We start from the raw sequence: 18,735 nt of genomic DNA, 5'->3' as shown, positions 1-18,735 counted from the left end.
CGTCGTCCTCCCACCTCCCCGGGACAGGTCGGCGGAGATGTTCAAGAGGAACCGAACCGATGAAGAAGATCCTGATCCCGATCGTTACGGTCTCGGCCCTGGCGGCCGCCGCGCTTCCCGCTGTCGCCTCGGCCCAACCGGTCAACCAGCGCCAGGACCAGCTGGAGCGCCGGATCGACATGGGGCAGCGCAACGGCGCGCTGACCCGCAACGAAGCCCAACGCCTGCGCGCCGAGCTGCGTGACACCGAGCGCCTGGAACAGCGCTATCGCCGAGGCGGCCTGAGCGGCTGGGAGCGCGCCGATCTCGACCGCCGCTTCGACCGCATCAGCGCCCAAATCCGTTATGAGCGCCATGACCGCGACTATGGCTATGGTTATGGCGACCACCGCGGCCCGAACCGCTGGTAGCAACGACTAGGCCGACTGCACCCGCAGCCGGCTCTCCACCACCGTGACGCCGCGGCCGCGCAGCAAGATGCGCGCGCCGCGGCGTTCGCATTCCAGGTCCCCGCCACGGCCTGGATAGGCCTGATGGAAGCTCAGGACCTCCGCGCCCAGCTTATCGCCGTAGAGCGGCATGAGAATGCAGTGGGCCGAGCCCGTCGTGGGGTCCTCTGGGATGCCGAAGCCGGGCGCGAAGAAGCGGCTGACCACCGCGTAAGCCTGGCCAGGATCGGCTAGCGCCACCACGACCGTCTGGCCCGGCCCGCCGGTCGCCTCGCCGCCGATCGCCTTCAGAGCCGCCAGGTCTGGCTTCAGCGCCCGCACCGTCGCCTCGTCGGCCAGCACCGCGATCAGATAGGCGCCCGCCCAGACCTCGACCGGCGTCGCGCCCAGCGCGTCGACCAGGCCGTCGGGAACAGAGGTCCTACGCGGCGGATCGGCGGGAAAGTCCATCTCCAGCCCCTCGCCCGCCCGCTTCACAGTCAGAGGGCCCGACAGGGTGTCGAAGGTCAGCAGCGGAACCTCGACGCCCAGCTCCTCGAACAGCAAATGCGCCGCCGCCAGTGTGGCGTGGCCGCATAGCGGCGCCTCAAGGGCCGGCGTGAACCAGCGCAGGCCAAAGCGCGCCGGGTCGTCCGTCTTCAGCAGGAAGGCCGTCTCGGCCTGGTTGTTCTCGGCGGCCAGAGCCTGCATCCAGGCGTCTGAGGGCCAGGCCGCGAACGGCTCGACCACGCAGGCTGGATTTCCCTTGAAGGGGGCGTTGGCGAAGGCGTCTATGGTCCACTGGCGCATGGCGGGCGATCTCCCGGAACTCCGATGGACATCGCTGTTATGCGTGCGCCGGACGAGGCGCAAAGCCTTTATTGTCCCGGTGACAATCCACGCTGTCCTCCCGGGCGAGCGCAGCGGTGGCCCGGGATCGCGGAGAGCTCAGAGCGCCTGACGGTCCCGGCTCGGCGCGCTTCGCGCTTGGCCGGGATGACAGGTTTCGCTAGCCGTCGATCGAAATCTCGGGCCAGCGCGCCTTGGCCGAACCCGTAGTGCGCTCCCAGCCGCCCGCGCCAGACGGACGAAGCGGATTGGGGCGCAGGCGCAGGTCGAACAGGTCCTCCAGGCCAAACGGCGCATGGACGGTCAGGCTGTCGTCCGCCTCCAGCCGCACCCCGACGCAGAAGGCCGTGGCCACGAAGCGCTTCAGCGCCGCGGCGCTGTTTTCCAGCGGCGGATAGGGCTCGTCGGCGCCGAACTTCTTGGCGAACCACAGATGCACCCGCGCCTGGTTGCGGACCTCGACCAGCTCACGAAGCGGCGGCTCGAAGGCGGCGGCCACGCGCTTGATGACCACGTCCTCGGCCTCGTAGCTGACGTCGCTGGCGTCGTGATAGGCCAGATCATAGTCCTTGATGCCGTAGTCCAGCGGCCGCCCTGTCAGCTGGTTCCAGACGGGCTGGTAGACCGCGCCGGAAAAGATCATCCAGTCAGGCAGATCAAGCTCGCGCGCCGTCTGGAGCACCGCCCAGGTGGTCGGGGTGGCGCGGACGATCTCAGCGAGGCGAGCTTCCAGCGTCTGTGTCATGCGCGCAGCGTCCAGCCGTGGTCCAGCGGGCCGTGGCCGCCGCCAAAGCCCGGCGCGCGCAGCATGGCCTCGTGGACGTAGTTCCAGGCCCGCGCCACGGCCTGCTCCAACGGCAGGCCCTGAGCCAGGCCCGTCGCGCAGGCGCTGGCCAGCGTGCAGCCGGTGCCGTGCGTGTGGCGGGTCTCGATCCGCTCGCCCTCGTAGGTGGTCTCGCCGTCGGGCGTCATCAGCACGTCGACGACGCGCTCTCCGGCCACATGGCCGCCCTTCATCAGCACCGCCTTGGCGCCAAGGGCCAGCAGGGCCTCGCCCGCCCGGCGCAGGTCGTCGGTGGTCTCGACCACCAGGCCGGTCAGGGCGGCCGCTTCGGGAGCGTTCGGCGTCAGCAGCGCGGCGCGCGGGATCATCAGCGTCTTCACCGCGCCGATCGCCGCCTCCGCCAGCAAGGGCGCGCCGCCCTTGGCAACCATGACGGGGTCGATCACCGCCGGAACCTTGCCGGCGTGGTCGATCGCAGCGGCGACGGTCTCGACCACGCTCGCGTCGCCCAGCATGCCGGTCTTGATCGCGTCGGCGCCGATATCGTCCAGCACCGCGCGGGCCTGGGCGGCGATGATGTCGAGCGGGATCGGGTGGACGCCGGTGACGCCCAGGGTGTTTTGCACGGTCACCGCCGTGATCGCCGTGGCCGCATAGCCGCCCAGCGCGGTGATGGTCTTGATGTCGGCCTGGATCCCCGCCCCGCCCCCGGAATCCGATCCGGCGATGACGAGAACGCGGCCTTTCGGCGCCGGAGCGGGAGCTTGGGACATGGAAGAGGTTTAGGCGGGAATCGCGGCGATGGGGAGGCCTCGCCGAAGCGCTTTCCTCTGCATCGTCCAGCGCCTATTACTCCTACTAATAAGCGGCGACGGCCGCATCGCGTCAGGGAGTTCGCGCATGGCCCATGGTGACTGTTGCTCCGAGGGCCTGCGCGCGGGATGGCCAAGGCGTTCCGTGATCGCCGGCGCGCTGGCCGCCATGAGCGCGACGCCGGCGCTGGCGGCCCAGGCCCCGCGCGCGCGTGAAGGCGCCCGCCTTTCGCCGTTCGACATGCGCGACGTCGAGTTGCTGGACAGCCCCTTCTTGCACGCCCAGCGCCAGACCGAGGCCTATCTGCTGTCGTTGGAGCCCGACCGCCTGCTTAGCGCCTTCCGCGCCAACGCAGGCCTTGCGCCCAAGGCCGCGCCCTATGGCGGCTGGGAGTCGGAGGCCACCTGGGCCGACATCAACTGCCACGGCCACACCCTGGGCCACTACCAGTCGGCCTGCGCCCTGATGTACCGCTCGACCGGCGACGCGCGCTTCAAGCAGCGCGTGGACTATATCGCCGAAGAACTGGCCGCCTGCCAGGCGGCGTCGAACTCGGGCCTTGTCTGCGCCTTCCCCAAGGGCCCGGCCCTGGTCGAGGCCCACATCCGGGGCGAAAAAATCACCGGCGTGCCCTGGTACACCCTGCACAAGGTGTTCGCCGGCCTGCGCGACGGCTGGCAACTGGCCGACAGCCAGACGAGCCGCGCCGTCCTGCTGCGGCTGGCCGACTGGACGGTACAGGCCACCGCGCCGCTGTCGGACGCCCAGTTCGAGGCCATGCTGGCGACCGAGCACGGAGGGATGAACGAGGTCTTCGCCGACCTCTTCGCCCTGACGGGCGATACGCGCTACCGCATCGCCGCCGAGCGCTTCTCGCATAAGGCCCTGCTGACGCCGCTGTCGCAGGGCCGCGACACACTGGATGGCTTGCACGCCAACACCCAGATCCCGAAGGTGATCGGCTTCCAGCGCGTTCACGAGATCACGAGCCAAGGCGCTTACGGCGACGCCGCCCTATTCTTCTGGCGAACGGTCACGCGGACCCGGTCATTCGCGACCGGCGGCTCGGGCGACAACGAGCACTTCTTCCCCAGGGCCGACTTCGAAAAGCACGTCTTCTCGGCCAAGGGCTCGGAGACCTGCTGCCAGCACAACATGCTGAAGCTGACCCGCGCCCTGTTCGCCCAGGATCCTCGCGCCGAATACGCCGACGACTATGAGCGCACGCTCTACAACGGCATCCTGGCCTCGCAGGACCCAGGTAGCGGCATGGTGACGTACTTCCAGGGCGCGCGGCCGGGCTACATGAAGCTCTACTGCACGCCCGTGGACTCGTTCTGGTGCTGCACCGGCACGGGCATGGAGAACCACGCCAAGTACCGCGACAGCATCTATTTCCACGACGGCCAGACGCTGTACGTGAACCTCTTCATCCCCTCGAAGGTCGCCTGGACGGCCCACGACGCGGTCCTGACCCAGACCACGACCTTCCCGGACGATCCGACCACCACTCTTCGCTGGAGCCTCAAGCGCGCAACCCCCCTGACGCTGAAGCTGCGTCATCCGGGCTGGAGCCCGTCGGCCACGGTGCTGATCAACGGCAAGGTCGCCCTGCGCTCAAAGACACCCGGCTTCCTGGAGATCGCCCGCACCTGGAAAGACGGCGACACAGTGGAGCTTCGGATGGAGATGCGGACCGGCTTCGAGACCGATCCCACCGCCCCCGGCATCGCCGCCTTCACCTATGGCCCGCTGGTGCTAGCCGGCGCACTGGGGACCCAGGGCCTGGCGCCCGGCGCCGACATCGTCGTCAACGAGCGACTCTACGGGACGTACAACGACAGCCCGTTCAAGCCACCAACCCTGGCCGGCGATCCGGCCTCGGTCGCCGCGCGCATCCGACCGACCGGCAAGCCGCTGGAGTTCACCGTGACCTCGGCGGAGGGGGACGCTGTGCGCCTCGTCCCCTACCATCGCATCGCCCACGAGCGCTACGCGACCTACTGGCGGCTGAGCGGGGTCTAACCCCCCGCGATCGCCGCCTGCACCGCCAAGGCCTGGACGGTCTCACGCACGTCGTGGACCCGCACCGCCGCCACACCAGCGGCGGCGCCCGCGAGGTGCGCGGCCAGGGAGCCGCCCAGGCGGTCGTCGGCCTCACGCGCCGACGGATCGACGCTGGCGATGAACCGCTTGCGGCTGGCGCCCAGCAGGACCGGATAGCCCAGGGCCACCAACCTCGGCAGCGCCGCCAGCAGGGCCAGATTGTGCGCAGGCGTCTTGCCAAAGCCGATGCCGGGATCGAGCCAGATTTTCTCCTTGGCCACCCCGGCGGCCATGGCGGTAAAGGCGCGGGCCAGCAGGAAGGCCTCGACCTCGGCGACCACGTCGTCATAGCGCGGCGCGTCCTGCATGGAGCCGGGCTCGCCCAGCATGTGCATCAGCACGACCTCGCAGCCCAGCTCGGCGGCGACCTCGGGCGCGTCGGGCGAAAAGCGCAGGGCGCTGACGTCGTTCCAGATCGTCGCGCCGGCCTTGACCGCCGCGCGGGCGACCTCGGACTTCATGGTGTCGATCGAGATGGGAACGGCGCTGGCCGCCCGCGCGGCTTCGATCACCGGAACCACCCGGCGAATCTCCTCGAAGGCCGAGACAGGGGTCGCGCCGGGCCGGGTGCTCTCGCCGCCGATATCGAGGATGTCGGCGCCCTGGGCGATCAGCCGTCGCGCATGCTCGATCCCCTCGCCCGAGTCGAAGAACCGCCCGCCGTCCGAGAAGCTGTCGGGCGTGACATTGACGATCCCCATGACCTGGGGGCGCGAGGCGGCTGAACGGGCGGCGAGGCTCATGGCCTGGCTTTTACGCGTCGCGCAGCATCCGGTCGATCCGCCCGGTCAGGTCGCCGATCGCGAAGGGCTTGGTCAGCACCTCCATGCCGTGCTGGATATGGCCGTGATTCAGGACCGCGTTCTCGGCGTAGCCCGTGATGAACAGGACCTTCAGGTCCGGCCGCAGAGCGCGCGCCGCGTCGGCCACCTGGCGCCCGTTCAGCCCGCCGGGCAGGCCGACATCGGTGATCAGCAGATCGACACGGCGGTCGCTCTGCAGCACGCGCAGCCCCGCCGCCCCATCCTGAGCCTCCAGGCAGGCATAGCCCAGTTCGCTCAGGGCGTCCGTCACCAGCATCCGCACGGTCGGTTCGTCGTCGACCACCAGCACGGTCTGGTTGGCATGCATCAGCGGCGCGTCGAGCGGCGCGAACGCTGACTCCTCGTCCTCCTCGCCCAGGTGGCGTGGCAGATAGAGACAGACCATCGTGCCCTGGCCGACCTCGGAATAGATCCGCACGTGGCCGTTCGACTGCCGCGCGAAGCCATAGACCATAGACAGGCCCAGACCCGTTCCCTGGCCAATCGGCTTGGTCGTAAAGAAGGGATCGAACACCCGCTCCAGCGTCGCCTTGTCGATGCCAGAGCCCGTGTCGCTGACACAGACCGAGACGTATTGGCCCGGCTCTAGCCCCTGCTCGCGGGCGATGCGGTCGTCGAGCCAGCGGTTGCCGGTCTCGATCGTGATGCGCCCCCCCTCCGGCATGGCGTCGCGGGCGTTGATGCACAGGTTCAACAGCGCGTTTTCCAGCTGGTTGGCGTCGACTAGGGTCGGCCAGAGCCCGGTGGCGGCGATCATGTCCACCTCGATCGACGGTCCCACCGTGCGACGGACCAGCTCGACGAAGTCAGCCATCAGCCGGTTGATGATGATCGCCTTGGGCGCCAGGGTCTGGCGGCGGGAGAAGGCCAGCAGGCGGTGGGTCAAGGCGGCCGCCCGGCGCGCCGCACCCTGTCCGGCGCCCAGATAGCGCTCGACGTCGCCGGTCCGCCCCTGGGCCAGCCGCGCGCCGATCATCTCGAAAGCGCCCGAGATGCCGGCCAGCAGATTGTTGAAGTCGTGAGCGAGGCCGCCGGTCAGCTGGCCGACCGCCTCCATCTTCTGGGCCTGGCGCAGGGCCTCCTCGGTGCGCTCGCGCTCTTCCAGCGCCTGGGCGACGCGGGCTTCGAGCGTCTCGTTCAGATGGCGCAGTTCGGTCTCAGCCCGATTGCGGTCGGTGACGTCCTGGAACAGCACCGCCACTTGCTTCAGCTCGGGCGGCTCGATGCGGAACGACGAGAGCGAAAGCTGTCGTCCGGTGGCGACCAGCTCCTGCTCGAAGCGGATCGGCTCGCCGGTGCGCAGCACCGCGCCATAGCGCGCCACCCACGCGTCGGCCTCGTCCGGAACCATCTCGCGAAGGGTCTGGCCAACGGCATTGGGAATGCCCGCGTGCCGCTCATAGGCGGCGTTGGCCATGATGTGGATGTAGTCGCTGTCGGGGCCGTGCGGGCCGTCGAAGAATTCGATGACGCAGAAGCCCTCATCCATCGACTCAAACAGGGCGCGATAGCGGCGCTCTTCGGCCAGGCGCGCCCGATCGTCGAGGACGCGCTTGGTAATGTCGTTGCAGTGGACCAGAACGCCCCGCACGACGCCATCCTCATCACGGACGGGAGAGGCCAGGAGGTTGCACCACGCCTCTTGTCCCAGTCGGCTGAACGGGACGTTCTCCAGCACGACGCTTTCGCCCAGGCGCCCACGCGCCAAAAGCTCGGCGCCCTGGGCGATCGGGAACGCCTCGGCAAAAGGGCGGCCCAGCGCGTCCGGCAGGCCCAGCATGGCGCGCGCGGCGTCGTTGTGGAGCGTGACGGCCGCATCGCCCCAGGCCAGGAAGGAAGGGATCGGCGAGGCCAGCATCATCCCGACCGCCACCTTTAGGGCGGCGGGCCAGGCTCCCGGCGAAGGCAGTCCCACGCCTACCCAATCGCTGGCCGCGATGACGGCGCCCATCGTCCCGCCCCGGGCCAGGAAGGCGCCCTCGGCGGCGGAAAGGTCGCTCGCGCCGACCATTTCGTCGGTAGCCGTGATGACCATGGATCGGCGTCAGCCCCTCACCGCGAACCTGCGGCCAAGCTTGAACGATCCGCGCGCGACCTGGTTGCAGCCGGACAAGAAAAAAGCCGGCCCTTTCGAGCCGGCTTGATCCTTGGAAGCGTTTGGCGGGTCAGGCGGTGACGCTGGCGCCCGCGCCCGGCGAGAGGGGAACCAGGGACGGCGCGGCGACCGTTTCCTTGTTGCTCTCATCCTCGTCGCGCTTGGGCAGCTCGCCCTTCATGACGCCGATGATCTCTTCGCCGCTCAGGGTTTCAAACTCCAGCAGGGCCTTGGCGACCACATGCAGGTTGTCGAGCTCTTCGGTCAGGATCCTGCGGGCGTCGTCCTCGCCGCCCTTCACCAAGCGACGGACTTCCTTGTCGATCTTGATCATCGTCTCGGGCGAGACGTTCTGGGTGCGAGCGACCGAGTGGCCCAGGAACACCTCGTCCTGGTTGTCGCCATAGGCCACGGTGCCCAGCTCGTCCGAGAAGCCCCAGCGAGTGACCATGTTGCGGGCCAGGCTGGTGGCGGCGCTGATGTCGCTGGACGCGCCCGAGGTGATCTTCTCCTTGCCGAAGATCAGCTCCTCGGCGACCCGGCCGGCCATCATGATGGCCAGGCGCGAGGTCATCATGTCGTAGCTCATCGAGTAGCGGTCGCCCTCGGGCAGCTGCATGACCATACCCAGGGCGCGGCCGCGCGGCACAATCGTGGCCTTGTGGACCGGATCGGCGACGGGAACGCGCAGGGCCACCAGGGCGTGGCCGCCCTCGTGATAGGCGGTCAGCTTCTTTTCGGCGTCGCTCATGGCCATCGAGCGGCGCTCAGCGCCCATCATGACCTTGTCCTTGGCCGCTTCGAAGTCGTGCATGGTGACCATGCGGCGGTTCTTGCGGGCGGCCAGCAGGGCGCCTTCGTTGACGAGGTTGGCCAGGTCCGCGCCCGAGAAGCCCGGGGTGCCGCGCGCCAGCGTCTTGACGTCGACGTCCGCGGCCAGCGGCACGTTCTTCATGTGCACGCGGATGATCTTCTCGCGACCGGCGACGTCGGGGTTGGGCACCACGACCTGGCGGTCGAAGCGGCCCGGACGCAGCAGGGCCGGGTCCAGAACGTCGGGACGGTTGGTGGCGGCGATCAGGATGATGCCCTCGTTGGCCTCGAAGCCGTCCATCTCGACCAGCAGCTGGTTGAGGGTCTGCTCGCGCTCGTCGTTGCCGCCGCCCAGGCCGGCGCCACGATGGCGGCCCACGGCGTCGATTTCGTCGATGAAGATGATGCAGGGGGCGTTCTTCTTGGCCTGCTCGAACATGTCGCGGACGCGGCTGGCGCCGACGCCGACGAACATTTCGACGAAGTCCGAACCCGAGATGGTGAAGAACGGCACGCCGGCTTCACCCGCGACCGCGCGAGCGATCAGGGTCTTACCCGTACCCGGAGGGCCGACCAGCAGCGCGCCCTTGGGGATCTTGCCGCCCAGGCGCTGGAACTTGGCCGGGTCCTTCAGGAAGTCGACGACCTCCTGCAGTTCTTCCTTGGCCTCGTCGACGCCCGCGACGTCCTCGAAGGTGATGCGGTTCTTGTTCTCGGTCAGCAGGCGGGCCTTGGACTTGCCAAAACCCATGGCCCCCTTCGCTCCGCCCTGCATCTGGCGCATGAAGAACAGCCACACGCCCACGATCAGCAGGATCGGCAGCAGCTGGATCAGGATGGCCAGGAAGCTGACGCCGCCGCTCTTGAACTTCACGTCGGCGTTCTTGGCCACCATGCGGTTGACCAGTTCATCGGAGTCGATCGGCGCGTTGACGGTCAACATCTTGCCGCTGGCGTCCTTGGCTTGCACGACTTGGCCGGCGATCTCGGCCGACTTGATCTGGCCGGCGTCAACCTGCTTGAGAAGCTGCGAATAGCTGATCTCGCCGCTGCCCTTCGTCCGCGCGTTCTGGCTGACGAAGAACACCCCCATCAGCGCCGCCACGATCACCAGCCAGATGGCTGCGTTTCGGAAATTCATTCGGTTCGTCTTCCCAACGATAGGTCTTCGCCCGTCAAGATAAGGGCTCGCAAGCGGTTGCGCCACGGACGAGACGCGCAGTCACGCATTCTTGGTCACAAAGGCCCACGGCGGCCTCGAAACGATCCACAACGAGGAGACGCGCGCCCCCTCCCCCTTCGACTGCAAACTCCGGGCCGTCAAGCGCGGGCGCGCACGGCGCCGCGCCTTGTCGCAGCAGCAGCGGCAGGCTGGGCCGGGTCGCGGCGGGAAGCTTGGCCAGGCGCGCACGCTGCTCGGGCGAGAGGGCTAGGGCTCGGCCTTTCAACGCGACGATGGTCAGCGGCTCAAAACCGGCGGCGATCTCCCAGCGGCCGTCCCAGACCCCGATCTCGCCCGGCGTCAGCGAAAGCGGCGCGAGACCGCCCCGCGCCGTTTCGCCGGCGTCGCGGCAGATCAGCGCATCGGCCCCGGCCTCGATCCGCGCGCCGGCCAGGGTGGCCGTGAAGGCCTCATCGCTCCGCAGGCGCTGGACTAGCCGCTCCAGCCGCTCGCCGCGCGGCGGCCGCTCGGTTCCGGCGGCGCACAGCAGGGCGGCGGCCAGATGAGCCGCCGCGATGTCCCGCGGGAGGCGAATGGCCCCCGCCGCGTCGATGGCGAAGGCGGGGGGCGGCCTCGCGGCTTCCAGCTCCGAAGCCGCCTCTTCCGCGCCGCTGGCCCTGGCGCGCGCTCGGGCATAGCGCAAATCGACGTTGGCGGGATCCTCCAGCCAGGTTTCGCCCTCGGCGGCCAAGGCCGCCCGGATCTCGGCGCGGGCGAGGGACAGCAGCGGCCGTAGCAGGAAAACCCCTCGCCCCTCCGGCCAGACGGGGGACGGGGCCCATTCGCGCGGGTCGGGAACGGTCGAGCCCTCAGCCCGCATCACCGCGCTCTCGGCCAGATCGCTGGCCGTATGGCCCAGCAGCAGGACCAAGGCTCCGGCATCGCGGGCGGCCTCGGCCAGCAAGGCATGGCGCGCGCGACGGGCGGCGGCGGGCAGACCAGACATGGGCTTGGGACCGGTCCAGGCCAGGGCGCGCGCATCGGCGCCTAGGCGCCGGGCCTTCTCCACCGCTTCGGCGGTCCAGCGGGCGCTGCCCTCCTGCAGTTGGTGATCGACGACAAGCGCCAGCACGGGACGACCGCGCGGCCGCGCCCAGTCTAGCGTCGCCTTCAACAGGAACAGGGAGTCGCCGCCGCCGGAGAAGCCAACGGCCAGCGGAGCCTTGGACAGGGCATCCAGACGTCGGTCGAAAGTGCGCGAAACCCCCTCTCTCTTTGAGAGAGGGTTCACGGTGTCAGGAACACTTCGCCGCGACACGGGTCGAGGCCGCGCGGGAGGTGATCTGCGACGAGGCTTTCGGATAGCGCTTGGAAAGCTCGTCCAGAGTGCGGCAAGCCTCAGTGGGTTTCTTCAAAGCCACCATCGCGCGGGCCAGCTTCAAGGTCGCGTCGGGACCCCAGGTCGTCTGCGGCCAGCCCCGGATCGCGCCGATATAGGCGGCGGCGGCGTCGGTATAGGCCTCGCGGACGAACAGGGTCTCGCCCAGCCAATAGCGGGCCTCCGGCGTCTTGGCGTTGTCCGGATAGTTCGTGACATAGGTCGAGAAGGCCTGCTCGGCATTGGCGTAGTCGCCATCCAGCAGCAGCTGCCGAGCCTGCTTGAAGGCCACGGCCGGATCGGCCGGCGGCGGGGGCGGCGGGGGAACGGCCTCGCTAGCATTCTGAGCGGCGGCGGTCTGGGCGGCGGCCGCCGCCTGTAGGTCGGCCAGGGTCTTTTCGATCGCCGCTAAACGCTGCTCCAGCGCGTCGGCGCGAGCCTTCTGATCGACGGCGGCCCTGTTGGCCTTGTTCAGCTCGAAGGTGACGGCCTCGTTCTGACCGTTCAGTTTGGTCAGGGTCTGCTCAAGATCGGTGATCCGGTCGTTCAGGGCGGCGATCTGAGCGTCGGTCTCGGCGGGCTGAACCACCACGGGCTTGCCGGTGTCGCGCCCCTGAAAGACGATCGCGCGCAGCTCGCGGACCACCTTTTCCATCCGTTCCACGCGCTTGACCGAGCGATCGTCCAGCGGGTCGACTTCGGGCAGCGGGGTCTGGGCCATCGCCACGGCGGCGCTGGACGCGAACAGGACGGCAAGCAGGGCGGATTTGAGCTTCATGACCGTGATCTAGCCCCAGGAGGCAGACAAAACTAGGGCGGCATCTCGATGAGACGCCGCCCCATTTTAGCGTAGCGCTTAGCGAGCGCCGTCCGTGATGGCCGTGTGGCCGTTACGGTTCTTGGCCCAGGCCTCTTCGGTCGTGCCAGCGTCGATCGGCTTTTCCTTGCCGAACGAGATCGTTTCGATGCGCGAGGCGGCCACGCCCTGGGCGATCAGGAAGTCGCGCACAGCGTTGGCGCGGCGGGCGCCGAGGGCCAGGTTGTATTCGCGGGTGCCGCGTTCGTCGGCGTTGCCTTCGATGCGGACCTTCACGGCCGAATAGCGGTTCAGCCACTGAGCCTGACCAGCCAGGACCGGCTGGGCGTCGGCGCGGACCGAATATTCGTCGGTGTCGAAATAGACGCGGTCGCCGACATTGACCACGAAGTCCTGCACCGAACCGGGCAGCGGACCTTGGGCGACCGGCGGCGGCTGCGGCGGCGTGTAGGGCGCGGGCTCTTGAACGGGCGGCGGCTGGGGAGCCGGCGCGGCGGGCTGGGGCTTCGGACGCGAAGCGCAGGCGGCAAGCGAGGCGGCGGCCAGGCCGACGAGCGCCAGTCTAGCGGCGCGCTGGGTGTCGAAGCTCATCCAGTTTCTCCTCAAGTCAACAACTTTGGACCTGATCCATACCTGCGAGACGCCGCGAATGGACCTTTTAAATGTCAGACCATACCTCACAATGACGTCAGAACTCCGTCAGACGACATTGAAACTCTTCCGCTAGAGAGCGCTCGGCGCCCAGCATCTTCGAGTTAGTGCCCTGGGAACGCACTCGCAAGGCTAAGGTTGCTTTGCCCGACAATTTGTCAGTCTAAAAGCGGCGACCAGGCCGGGTCTGAACCCGAGCCGTTGTAGGCCGCCGGCCGCAGGATCCGGCCGGTGATGTCCACAGTCCAAAGCTTGGGAACACCGCCGCCGCCTTCGCGGAAGAACATCAGCACCCGGCCGTTCGGCGCCCAGGTCGGACCCTCGTCCAGATAGCTGGTGGTCAAGAGGCGCTCATCGCTGCCGTCCGGACGCATGACCCCGATGTGGAACTGGCCGCCCGTCTGCTTGGTGAAGGCGATGAAGTCTCCGCGCGGGCTCCACACCGGGGTCGTATAGCGGCCGCCGCCGTAGGAAATCCGGCGCACGCCAGAGCCGTCGGTATTCATCACATAGAGCTGCGCCTGGCCGCCGCGGTCGGAGTTGAAAGCGATCTTGGTCCCGTCCGGCGAGAACGAGGGCGAGGTGTCGATGGCCGGGTCCGTGGTGATGCGGGTCGTCGCGCGGCTGCGCAGGTCCATCACATAGATGTCGCTGTTGCCGGCCCGCTCCACCGAGAAGGCGACCTTGCCGCCGTCGGGCGAGAAGCGCGGAGCGAACACCATGCCGGGGAACTTGCCGACCGTCTCCTGGCGGCTGGTCTCCAGGTTCAGCAGGTAGATCGACGACCCCGTCGGCCGCAGGGCCATGTAGGTCAGCTCCTGGCTGGTGGAGCTGAAGCGCGGCGTCATGACGATGTACGAGCCATCGGTCAGGTACTGCGGATTGGCGCCGTCCTGGTCCATGATCGCCAGGCGCTTGACGCGGTTGAGCTTGGGGCCACTCTCGGCGACGAAGGCCACGCGGGTGTCGAAATAGCCCTTCTCGCCGGTCAGGCGCTCATAGACCGCGTCGCTGATCTTGTGGGCCACGCGGCGCCAGTTGTCCGGCGTCGAGGAAAATTGCAGGCCCAGCAACTGCTGCTGCGAGAAGACGTCCCACAGGCGGAAGTCGACGCGCAGACCGCCGTCGGGACCGACCGTGACCTGGCCGTTGATCAGGGCCTGGGCGCCGGTGGCCTGCCAGTCTGGGAAGCGCGGCTGGATGTTGACGTCGGCCAGCTTGTCCGGAACGCCCGAGACGTTAAGCGGCTGAAACAGGCCCGAGCGCTCAAGATTGCCGGTGATGACCTGGGCGATCTCGGCCCCGCGCGTGGCGCCCGAGAAGGCCGGCACGGCGATCGGCATCGGCTTGACCGCGCCGGCGTTGATGTCGACCTCGATCTGCGCGGCGGCCGGCGTGACGAAGGCCGGGCCGCTCATCAGGACGGCGGCCATGAGCACAAGTGCCTTCAAGCGCATCGGGGTCTCCCTCTTGTTCTTTCCCAACATCAACGCGAACAGGCCTGTTTTGCGTTGAAGTTCAGGGCGATTTTCTGACCGTACAGATCGGGCGGCAGATAGGCGAACGGCGAGGCGGCGAACAACGCGCGGATGGCGCGGTCCGAGGCCGCCTTGACCACCGGGTCGGGCGATGACGTGCCCGGCGACTCCGGCTGTCCGACGACACGGCCGCCCGGACCGATCACGAACACGACGCGGACGTTGACGTTGGCCCCGCCCTCGACCTCGCAATTGGGGTTCCAGCGATCCTGAACCTCGCCCTGCAGGCGGCCCAGCGCCGAGGCTGAGAGTCCCGTGGCCGCGCCCAGAGCGGGACGCGCCGACACGGATGTCTCCTGGCGAGCGGGGCCCTTCGGCGCGTTCGAGGTCGGCTTGCCGGTCGCCTTCTTGGTCTTGGCTAGGGTGGCTTCCATCGAGGCGAAGAAGTCGTTGTTTTCGGTCTTCTTCTGCGGCGTTGGCTTGGCCGGCGTCGGCGCGGGCTTGGGAACCGGCGCCGGCTTGGGCGGCGGAGCGGGCGCAGGCGTCGGGGTTGGGGCGGGGGTCGGAGCGGGCGGCTGCGGCGTCGCCTGCGCCTCCGGCTCCGGCGCCTGGGCCGTCTGCTCGACCGGCGCCTGCTCGGCCGGACGGACATTGGTCGGACCGTTGGCGACGATGGTCACGGGCACCGACTCGCCGATGGTGATCGGCTTGGACGACTGCCACGGCAGTCCGAAGACGGCCAGCGCCGCGACCGCGCCGTGCAGCGCGATCGAGGCCAGGAGGGCCGGAGAGACCCGTTGTTCGCGGCGAGCGATCATGCCGCCTCTACTGCGCCGGTCGCAGGTCGCCCGCGTCGGCCGCCGGTTGCGCGTCGAGCGGGGCCGAACCGGAAGACGGACCGCCCGTCTCGGTGATCAGATTGATCTTGTTGAAGCCAGCGTTCGAAAGGCCCGCCATCACCTGGGCGACGACCTCATAGGTCGCTCCGCCGTCGGCGCGGACGAAGATCGGCTTGTCATAGCCGTCGCCGGCGATCGCGCTGATCCGGGGGCTGAGGTTCTCGAACGGAATCTGGGTCTCGCCGACAAAAATGCCGCCGTCCTTGCGGATCGAGACAGTGATCGGCTCTTCCTGGTTCTGCAGGGCCGCGGCCTCGGTCTTGGGCAGCTCCAGCGGCACGCCGGCGGTGAGCAGCGGCGCGCTGATCATGAAGATGATCAAGAGCACCAGCATCACGTCGACCAGCGGCGTGACGTTGATCTCGGACAGCGCCCCGCGCGAGCGGCGGCCGCGACGGCGGCGGCCACGGCCGCCTCCCGTGGCGAAGGCGTCGTTGGAGGACATCGCCATGGCTTAGACCCGCTCGGTCAGGCGACGCTGGATCGCCGTCGACAGGTCATCGGCGAAGCCTTCCAGGCGACCGGCGTACTTGCCGGCGTCGGTCGAGAACTTGTTGTAAGCGATATAGGCGGGAATCGCGGCGATCAGGCCGATCGCCGTGGCGAACAGGGCCTCGGCGATCGACGGCGCGACGACGGCCAGCGAGGTGTTCTTCGACAGGGCGATGCTCTGGAAGGCGTGCATGATGCCCCAGACCGTGCCGAACAGGCCGATGAACGGGCTGGCCGTGGCGACGATGGCCAAGCTGCCCAGGCCCTCTTCGACCTTGGCGGTCTCGCGGGCGATGATGGTGTCGAGGATGCGGTCGATGCGAGCGACCAGGAACGCCGTCTGATTCTCGGTCATGGGCCGCGCCTTGGCCTCGCGCCACTCCTTCAACGCCGCCTGCAGCATGCGCGGCAGGGCGTGAGGCGGGTTGGCGCCGGCCTCGCCGGCCACGTCCTCCAGCGAGCGCCCGCCGCCGACCTGCTCCTCGAAGCGGTCTGCCGCCCGGTTGAGGGTGTTGAAGCGAAATAGCTTGTCCAAAATCACGGCCCAGGATCCCAGCGACGCTAGGATCAGGCCGATCATCACGCCTTTGACGACCCAGTCGGCCTGCATGAATAGGGCGAAGAACGAGAAATTGGGGGCGGCGGCCGAGGCGTCCATGCGGGATAGGGCTCCGTTGGGGCGTCTGATCAGGAAGGATCTGCGCCGTATGGCATGAAGCGGCGCTTGGGTGAAACTATGACGAGGGTCGTTCGATCCGAAAAAATGGGGACGGCGAGAGGCTGCGCGGTCAGGCCTCGCCTTTGGGCGCCAGCCAGGGCGTCAACTTGGCCAGCATGTCCGGCGTCGGCCGGCGCGGCCGTCCCGACAGGCTGATGCAGACCGCGACCACCTGGGCCTCGAACAGAACCTCCTCGCCCCGGGTGATCGTCTGGCGCACATGCAGCCGCACGCCCTCGGCCCGCTCGAACAAGGTCCGCACCACCAGGGCGTCGTCGATCTTGGCCGCGCGCTTGAAGTCCAGCTCCATGCGGATCACCGCAAAGCCCGTGTCCTGCTGAGCAAGTTCGGTGTGCGAAATGCCCACCGCCCGGAAGAAGTCGCTGCGCCCGCGCTCCAGATAGCGCAGGTAGTTGGCGTGATAGACGATGCCGGTGAAGTCGGTGTCCTCGTAATAGATGCGCACGGGCAGCCGGTGCTCGCGGCCGTCGAAGACGCCGGCGGTCGGTTCGATCATGGCGCAGGCGGGTCCTGGTTGACGGGATCGCCAAACACCAGACCCAGGGACAGGCCCCAGGCCAGGATCGGCGCTGCGCCGTACCCTAGAACAGGCGCTGGGTAGTTTCCAAACAGGTTCCCGGCGATCCAGCCAACCCATAAAGCGGCCAGAGCCAGGGCTTCGGCGCGACGCTCTGGCTGCGTGCGGGCGACTAGGAGGAACGGCGCGGGCAGACTGATCATCAAAATGCCGGCCAGCACGCCCAGCACCGGATTGGCGGCGAACGTGTGGTCCAGCAGTCCCTCGACGTAAGGCACGGCGGGCAAGGTGTCGGGCTCGACCCAGGCTCCGTAGGCCAGGAGACCGGCGATGGCCACGCACGCCCAGGGTATCGCCTGACGCGGGCGCTCGACCAGCGCCGCCACCGCGAGCGCCAGAGCCCAGGCCAGCGACGAGGCCGCGTCTTGTTGATACAGCAGCAGGAAAGCCAGCAAGGCCGCGATCGGCGCCACGCGACGGTCGCCAAAGCCTTTGGCTAAAGCACAGGCCGCGAACGGCAGGACCATGAACGCCGTGTGGAGTTGGATCGGCCCCAGCGCCACCCAACGCCTAGCCCCCTCCAGCGAGACGCCGTTCATTAGCGTCAGGACCAGGGCCAGGCCGCAGGCGGCCATCAACACCCAGAGCCGCCAACGGGCTCGGCGCCAGAACCGCCCCAAAAGCAGCGCCAGACCTAGGGCGAGCACGGCGGCGAGGGCCTGTACGATCAGAGCATTGCGCGGCGCGCCGGCCGCACTGATCGCCGCGAGGGAGACGGCGAGGCAGGCGGCGGCTAGACCGGCGGTCAACAGGCGGATCACGAGCACGCTGCTAGCCTTCATCAAACAACGCCCCCTGCGCTGGGCCTGGCGGAGCGGCGGGCGGGGTCAGGCCCAAGTGCAGATAGGCCTTGCCGCAGGCCATGCGGCCACGCGGGGTGCGCTGGATGAAGCCTTGCTGCATCAGATAGGGCTCGATCACGTCCTCGACCGCGTCGCGGGCCTCGGCGATGGCGTAGGCGATGGTCTCCACGCCCACCGGGCCGCCGCCATAGTGCTCGATCATAGCCCGCAGGTAGCGGCGGTCCAGGCTGTCGAGCCCCACCTCGTCGACCTCCAGCCGGGCCAGGGCCAGGCCCGCAGCCTTGCGGTCGATGATGCTCGCGCCGTCGGCGGTGGCGAAGTCGCGGACGCGACGCAGCAAGCGGCCGGCGACGCGCGGCGTACCCCGGGCCCGCTTGGCGATCTCGTCGGCGCCATCGTCCGACAGCGGCGCGCCCATCTTGCGGGCGGCATGCTGCAGCACATGGCGCAGCTCGGCCGGGGTGTAGAACTCCAGGCGGATCGGGATGCCGAAGCGGTCGCGCAGGGGCGTCGCCAGCATCCCCGCCCGCGTCGTCGCGGCCACCAGGGTGAAGGGCGCGAGATCAATGCGGACCGAGCGGGCGGAAGGCCCCTCCCCGATCACGAGGTCGAGGACATGGTCTTCCATGGCCGGATAGAGGATCTCCTCGACGTTCGAGGACAGGCGGTGAATCTCGTCGATGAACAGGACGTCGTTGGCTTCCAGATTGGTCAGGATCGCCGCCAGGTCGCCCGGCTTGTTCAGCACCGGACCCGAGGTGGCGCGGAAGTTGACCCCCAGCTCGCGGGCGACGATCTGGGCCAGGGTGGTCTTGCCCAGCCCCGGCGGGCCGAACAGCAGCACGTGGTCCAGGGCCTCGCCCCGGCCCTTGGCGGCCTCGATGAAGACGCGGAGATTGCCTTTGGCCTGCTCCTGGCCAACGAACTCGGCCAGGGTCTGGGGACGCATGGCGCGGTCGGTGGGCGCAAGATCGCCGTGCTGGGGTTCGCCGGAGATGACGCGGGTCACGCTTCTCTCCCGACTTGG

General features: G+C 68.6%; 18 protein-coding genes. 2 read left to right on the top strand and 16 right to left on the bottom strand.

Translation table 11 applies throughout. From position 1 onward, the window contains the following. The first annotated feature begins 59 nt into the window (after window positions 1-59). Window positions 60-410 carry a hypothetical protein gene (locus tag CSW59_RS16340; protein ID WP_099445027.1) on the top strand — a complete coding sequence of 117 codons (351 nt, stop codon included), beginning with the start codon at window positions 60-62 and terminating at the stop codon, window positions 408-410. Between the two features lie 6 nt (window positions 411-416). Here CSW59_RS16340 and CSW59_RS16335 read toward each other — a convergent pair whose 3' ends face one another. The 3 genes from CSW59_RS16335 to thiD form a co-directional block, all read right to left on the bottom strand. Further along, a complete protein-coding gene (locus CSW59_RS16335) occupies window positions 417-1,238 on the bottom strand; it encodes a PhzF family phenazine biosynthesis protein (protein WP_099445026.1) in 822 nt (273 codons plus the stop codon). A gap of 199 nt (window positions 1,239-1,437) precedes the next feature. Then, window positions 1,438-2,022 (bottom strand): nucleotidyltransferase family protein, encoded by a 585-nt coding sequence (locus CSW59_RS16330; protein ID WP_099445025.1) that lies wholly within the window; start codon window positions 2,020-2,022, stop codon window positions 1,438-1,440. Then, on the bottom strand, window positions 2,019-2,834 hold the full coding sequence (gene thiD / locus CSW59_RS16325; RefSeq protein ID WP_099445024.1) for a bifunctional hydroxymethylpyrimidine kinase/phosphomethylpyrimidine kinase: 816 nt from the start codon (window positions 2,832-2,834) through the stop codon (window positions 2,019-2,021). Before thiD ends, CSW59_RS16330 begins: the two co-directional genes overlap by 4 nt. 127 nt (window positions 2,835-2,961) lie before the next feature. Between thiD and CSW59_RS16320 the strand changes: the two genes are divergently transcribed. Further along, window positions 2,962-4,899, top strand: coding sequence for a beta-L-arabinofuranosidase domain-containing protein (locus tag CSW59_RS16320; RefSeq protein ID WP_099445023.1), 1,938 nt, complete (start codon window positions 2,962-2,964; stop codon window positions 4,897-4,899). On the opposite strand, the gene folP is transcribed toward CSW59_RS16320, so the two are convergent. The 13 genes from folP to ruvB form a co-directional block, all read right to left on the bottom strand. Next, window positions 4,896-5,723, bottom strand: coding sequence for a dihydropteroate synthase (folP, locus tag CSW59_RS16315; RefSeq protein WP_099445022.1), 828 nt, complete (start codon window positions 5,721-5,723; stop codon window positions 4,896-4,898). The two genes, CSW59_RS16320 and folP, sit on opposite strands and share 4 nt — an antisense overlap. 10 nt (window positions 5,724-5,733) lie before the next feature. Next, complete coding sequence (locus tag CSW59_RS16310; protein WP_369825788.1) at window positions 5,734-7,839, bottom strand: ATP-binding protein; 2,106 nt, start codon at window positions 7,837-7,839, stop codon at window positions 5,734-5,736. Between the two features lie 130 nt (window positions 7,840-7,969). After that, a complete protein-coding gene (ftsH, locus tag CSW59_RS16305) occupies window positions 7,970-9,853 on the bottom strand; it encodes an ATP-dependent zinc metalloprotease FtsH (protein ID WP_099445021.1) in 1,884 nt (627 codons plus the stop codon). Between the two features lie 34 nt (window positions 9,854-9,887). Continuing rightward, window positions 9,888-11,165, bottom strand: a complete 1,278-nt coding sequence (gene tilS, locus CSW59_RS16300) for a tRNA lysidine(34) synthetase TilS (RefSeq protein ID WP_099445020.1) — start codon at window positions 11,163-11,165, stop codon at window positions 9,888-9,890. 4 nt (window positions 11,166-11,169) lie between these two features. Further along, complete coding sequence (gene ybgF, locus CSW59_RS16295; protein WP_099445019.1) at window positions 11,170-12,030, bottom strand: tol-pal system protein YbgF; 861 nt, start codon at window positions 12,028-12,030, stop codon at window positions 11,170-11,172. A gap of 78 nt (window positions 12,031-12,108) precedes the next feature. Continuing rightward, window positions 12,109-12,675 (bottom strand): peptidoglycan-associated lipoprotein Pal, encoded by a 567-nt coding sequence (gene pal / locus CSW59_RS16290; protein ID WP_099445018.1) that lies wholly within the window; start codon window positions 12,673-12,675, stop codon window positions 12,109-12,111. Window positions 12,676-12,878: 203 nt separating this feature from the next. Continuing rightward, a complete protein-coding gene (gene tolB, locus CSW59_RS16285) occupies window positions 12,879-14,177 on the bottom strand; it encodes a Tol-Pal system beta propeller repeat protein TolB (protein WP_099445017.1) in 1,299 nt (432 codons plus the stop codon). Between the two features lie 29 nt (window positions 14,178-14,206). Next, complete coding sequence (locus tag CSW59_RS16280; protein ID WP_099445016.1) at window positions 14,207-15,016, bottom strand: energy transducer TonB; 810 nt, start codon at window positions 15,014-15,016, stop codon at window positions 14,207-14,209. A gap of 7 nt (window positions 15,017-15,023) precedes the next feature. Next, window positions 15,024-15,548 (bottom strand): biopolymer transporter ExbD, encoded by a 525-nt coding sequence (locus tag CSW59_RS16275; protein ID WP_099445015.1) that lies wholly within the window; start codon window positions 15,546-15,548, stop codon window positions 15,024-15,026. 3 nt (window positions 15,549-15,551) lie between these two features. Continuing rightward, window positions 15,552-16,247: a protein TolQ gene (gene tolQ / locus CSW59_RS16270; RefSeq protein WP_099445014.1), complete on the bottom strand. Its 696-nt coding sequence runs from the start codon at window positions 16,245-16,247 to the stop codon at window positions 15,552-15,554. A gap of 130 nt (window positions 16,248-16,377) precedes the next feature. Then, window positions 16,378-16,824 (bottom strand): tol-pal system-associated acyl-CoA thioesterase, encoded by a 447-nt coding sequence (ybgC, locus tag CSW59_RS16265; protein WP_099445013.1) that lies wholly within the window; start codon window positions 16,822-16,824, stop codon window positions 16,378-16,380. Further along, on the bottom strand, window positions 16,821-17,687 hold the full coding sequence (locus CSW59_RS16260; protein ID WP_099445012.1) for a hypothetical protein: 867 nt from the start codon (window positions 17,685-17,687) through the stop codon (window positions 16,821-16,823). The genes ybgC and CSW59_RS16260 overlap by 4 nt, the downstream gene beginning before the upstream one ends. Next, complete coding sequence (ruvB, locus tag CSW59_RS16255; RefSeq protein ID WP_099445011.1) at window positions 17,677-18,717, bottom strand: Holliday junction branch migration DNA helicase RuvB; 1,041 nt, start codon at window positions 18,715-18,717, stop codon at window positions 17,677-17,679. The genes CSW59_RS16260 and ruvB overlap by 11 nt, the downstream gene beginning before the upstream one ends. Window positions 18,718-18,735 lie beyond the last annotated feature (18 nt).

Origin of the sequence: Caulobacter sp. BP25 (assembly GCF_002737755.1) — a bacterium.
Taxonomy (GTDB): Bacteria; Pseudomonadota; Alphaproteobacteria; order Caulobacterales; family Caulobacteraceae; genus Caulobacter.
The sequence above is the reverse complement of the archived record's forward strand: the minus strand, read 5'-3'. Positions and strand labels throughout refer to the sequence as shown.

Excerpts from the sequence above, each read along its gene's own strand:
- CSW59_RS16340 (WP_099445027.1), top strand. The coding sequence starts at position 60 with ATGAAGAAGATCCTGATCCCGATCGTTACGGTCTCGGCCCTGGCGGCC.
- CSW59_RS16335 (WP_099445026.1), bottom strand. The coding sequence starts at position 1,238 with ATGCGCCAGTGGACCATAGACGCCTTCGCCAACGCCCCCTTCAAGGGA.
- CSW59_RS16330 (WP_099445025.1), bottom strand. The coding sequence starts at position 2,022 with ATGACACAGACGCTGGAAGCTCGCCTCGCTGAGATCGTCCGCGCCACC.
- thiD (WP_099445024.1), bottom strand. The coding sequence starts at position 2,834 with ATGTCCCAAGCTCCCGCTCCGGCGCCGAAAGGCCGCGTTCTCGTCATC.
- CSW59_RS16320 (WP_099445023.1), top strand. The coding sequence starts at position 2,962 with ATGGCCCATGGTGACTGTTGCTCCGAGGGCCTGCGCGCGGGATGGCCA.
- folP (WP_099445022.1), bottom strand. The coding sequence starts at position 5,723 with ATGAGCCTCGCCGCCCGTTCAGCCGCCTCGCGCCCCCAGGTCATGGGG.
- CSW59_RS16310 (WP_369825788.1), bottom strand. The coding sequence starts at position 7,839 with ATGGTCATCACGGCTACCGACGAAATGGTCGGCGCGAGCGACCTTTCC.
- ftsH (WP_099445021.1), bottom strand. The coding sequence starts at position 9,853 with ATGAATTTCCGAAACGCAGCCATCTGGCTGGTGATCGTGGCGGCGCTG.
- ybgF (WP_099445019.1), bottom strand. The coding sequence starts at position 12,030 with ATGAAGCTCAAATCCGCCCTGCTTGCCGTCCTGTTCGCGTCCAGCGCC.
- tolB (WP_099445017.1), bottom strand. The coding sequence starts at position 14,177 with ATGCGCTTGAAGGCACTTGTGCTCATGGCCGCCGTCCTGATGAGCGGC.
- CSW59_RS16280 (WP_099445016.1), bottom strand. The coding sequence starts at position 15,016 with ATGATCGCTCGCCGCGAACAACGGGTCTCTCCGGCCCTCCTGGCCTCG.
- CSW59_RS16275 (WP_099445015.1), bottom strand. The coding sequence starts at position 15,548 with ATGGCGATGTCCTCCAACGACGCCTTCGCCACGGGAGGCGGCCGTGGC.
- tolQ (WP_099445014.1), bottom strand. The coding sequence starts at position 16,247 with ATGGACGCCTCGGCCGCCGCCCCCAATTTCTCGTTCTTCGCCCTATTC.
- ybgC (WP_099445013.1), bottom strand. The coding sequence starts at position 16,824 with ATGATCGAACCGACCGCCGGCGTCTTCGACGGCCGCGAGCACCGGCTG.
- CSW59_RS16260 (WP_099445012.1), bottom strand. The coding sequence starts at position 17,687 with ATGAAGGCTAGCAGCGTGCTCGTGATCCGCCTGTTGACCGCCGGTCTA.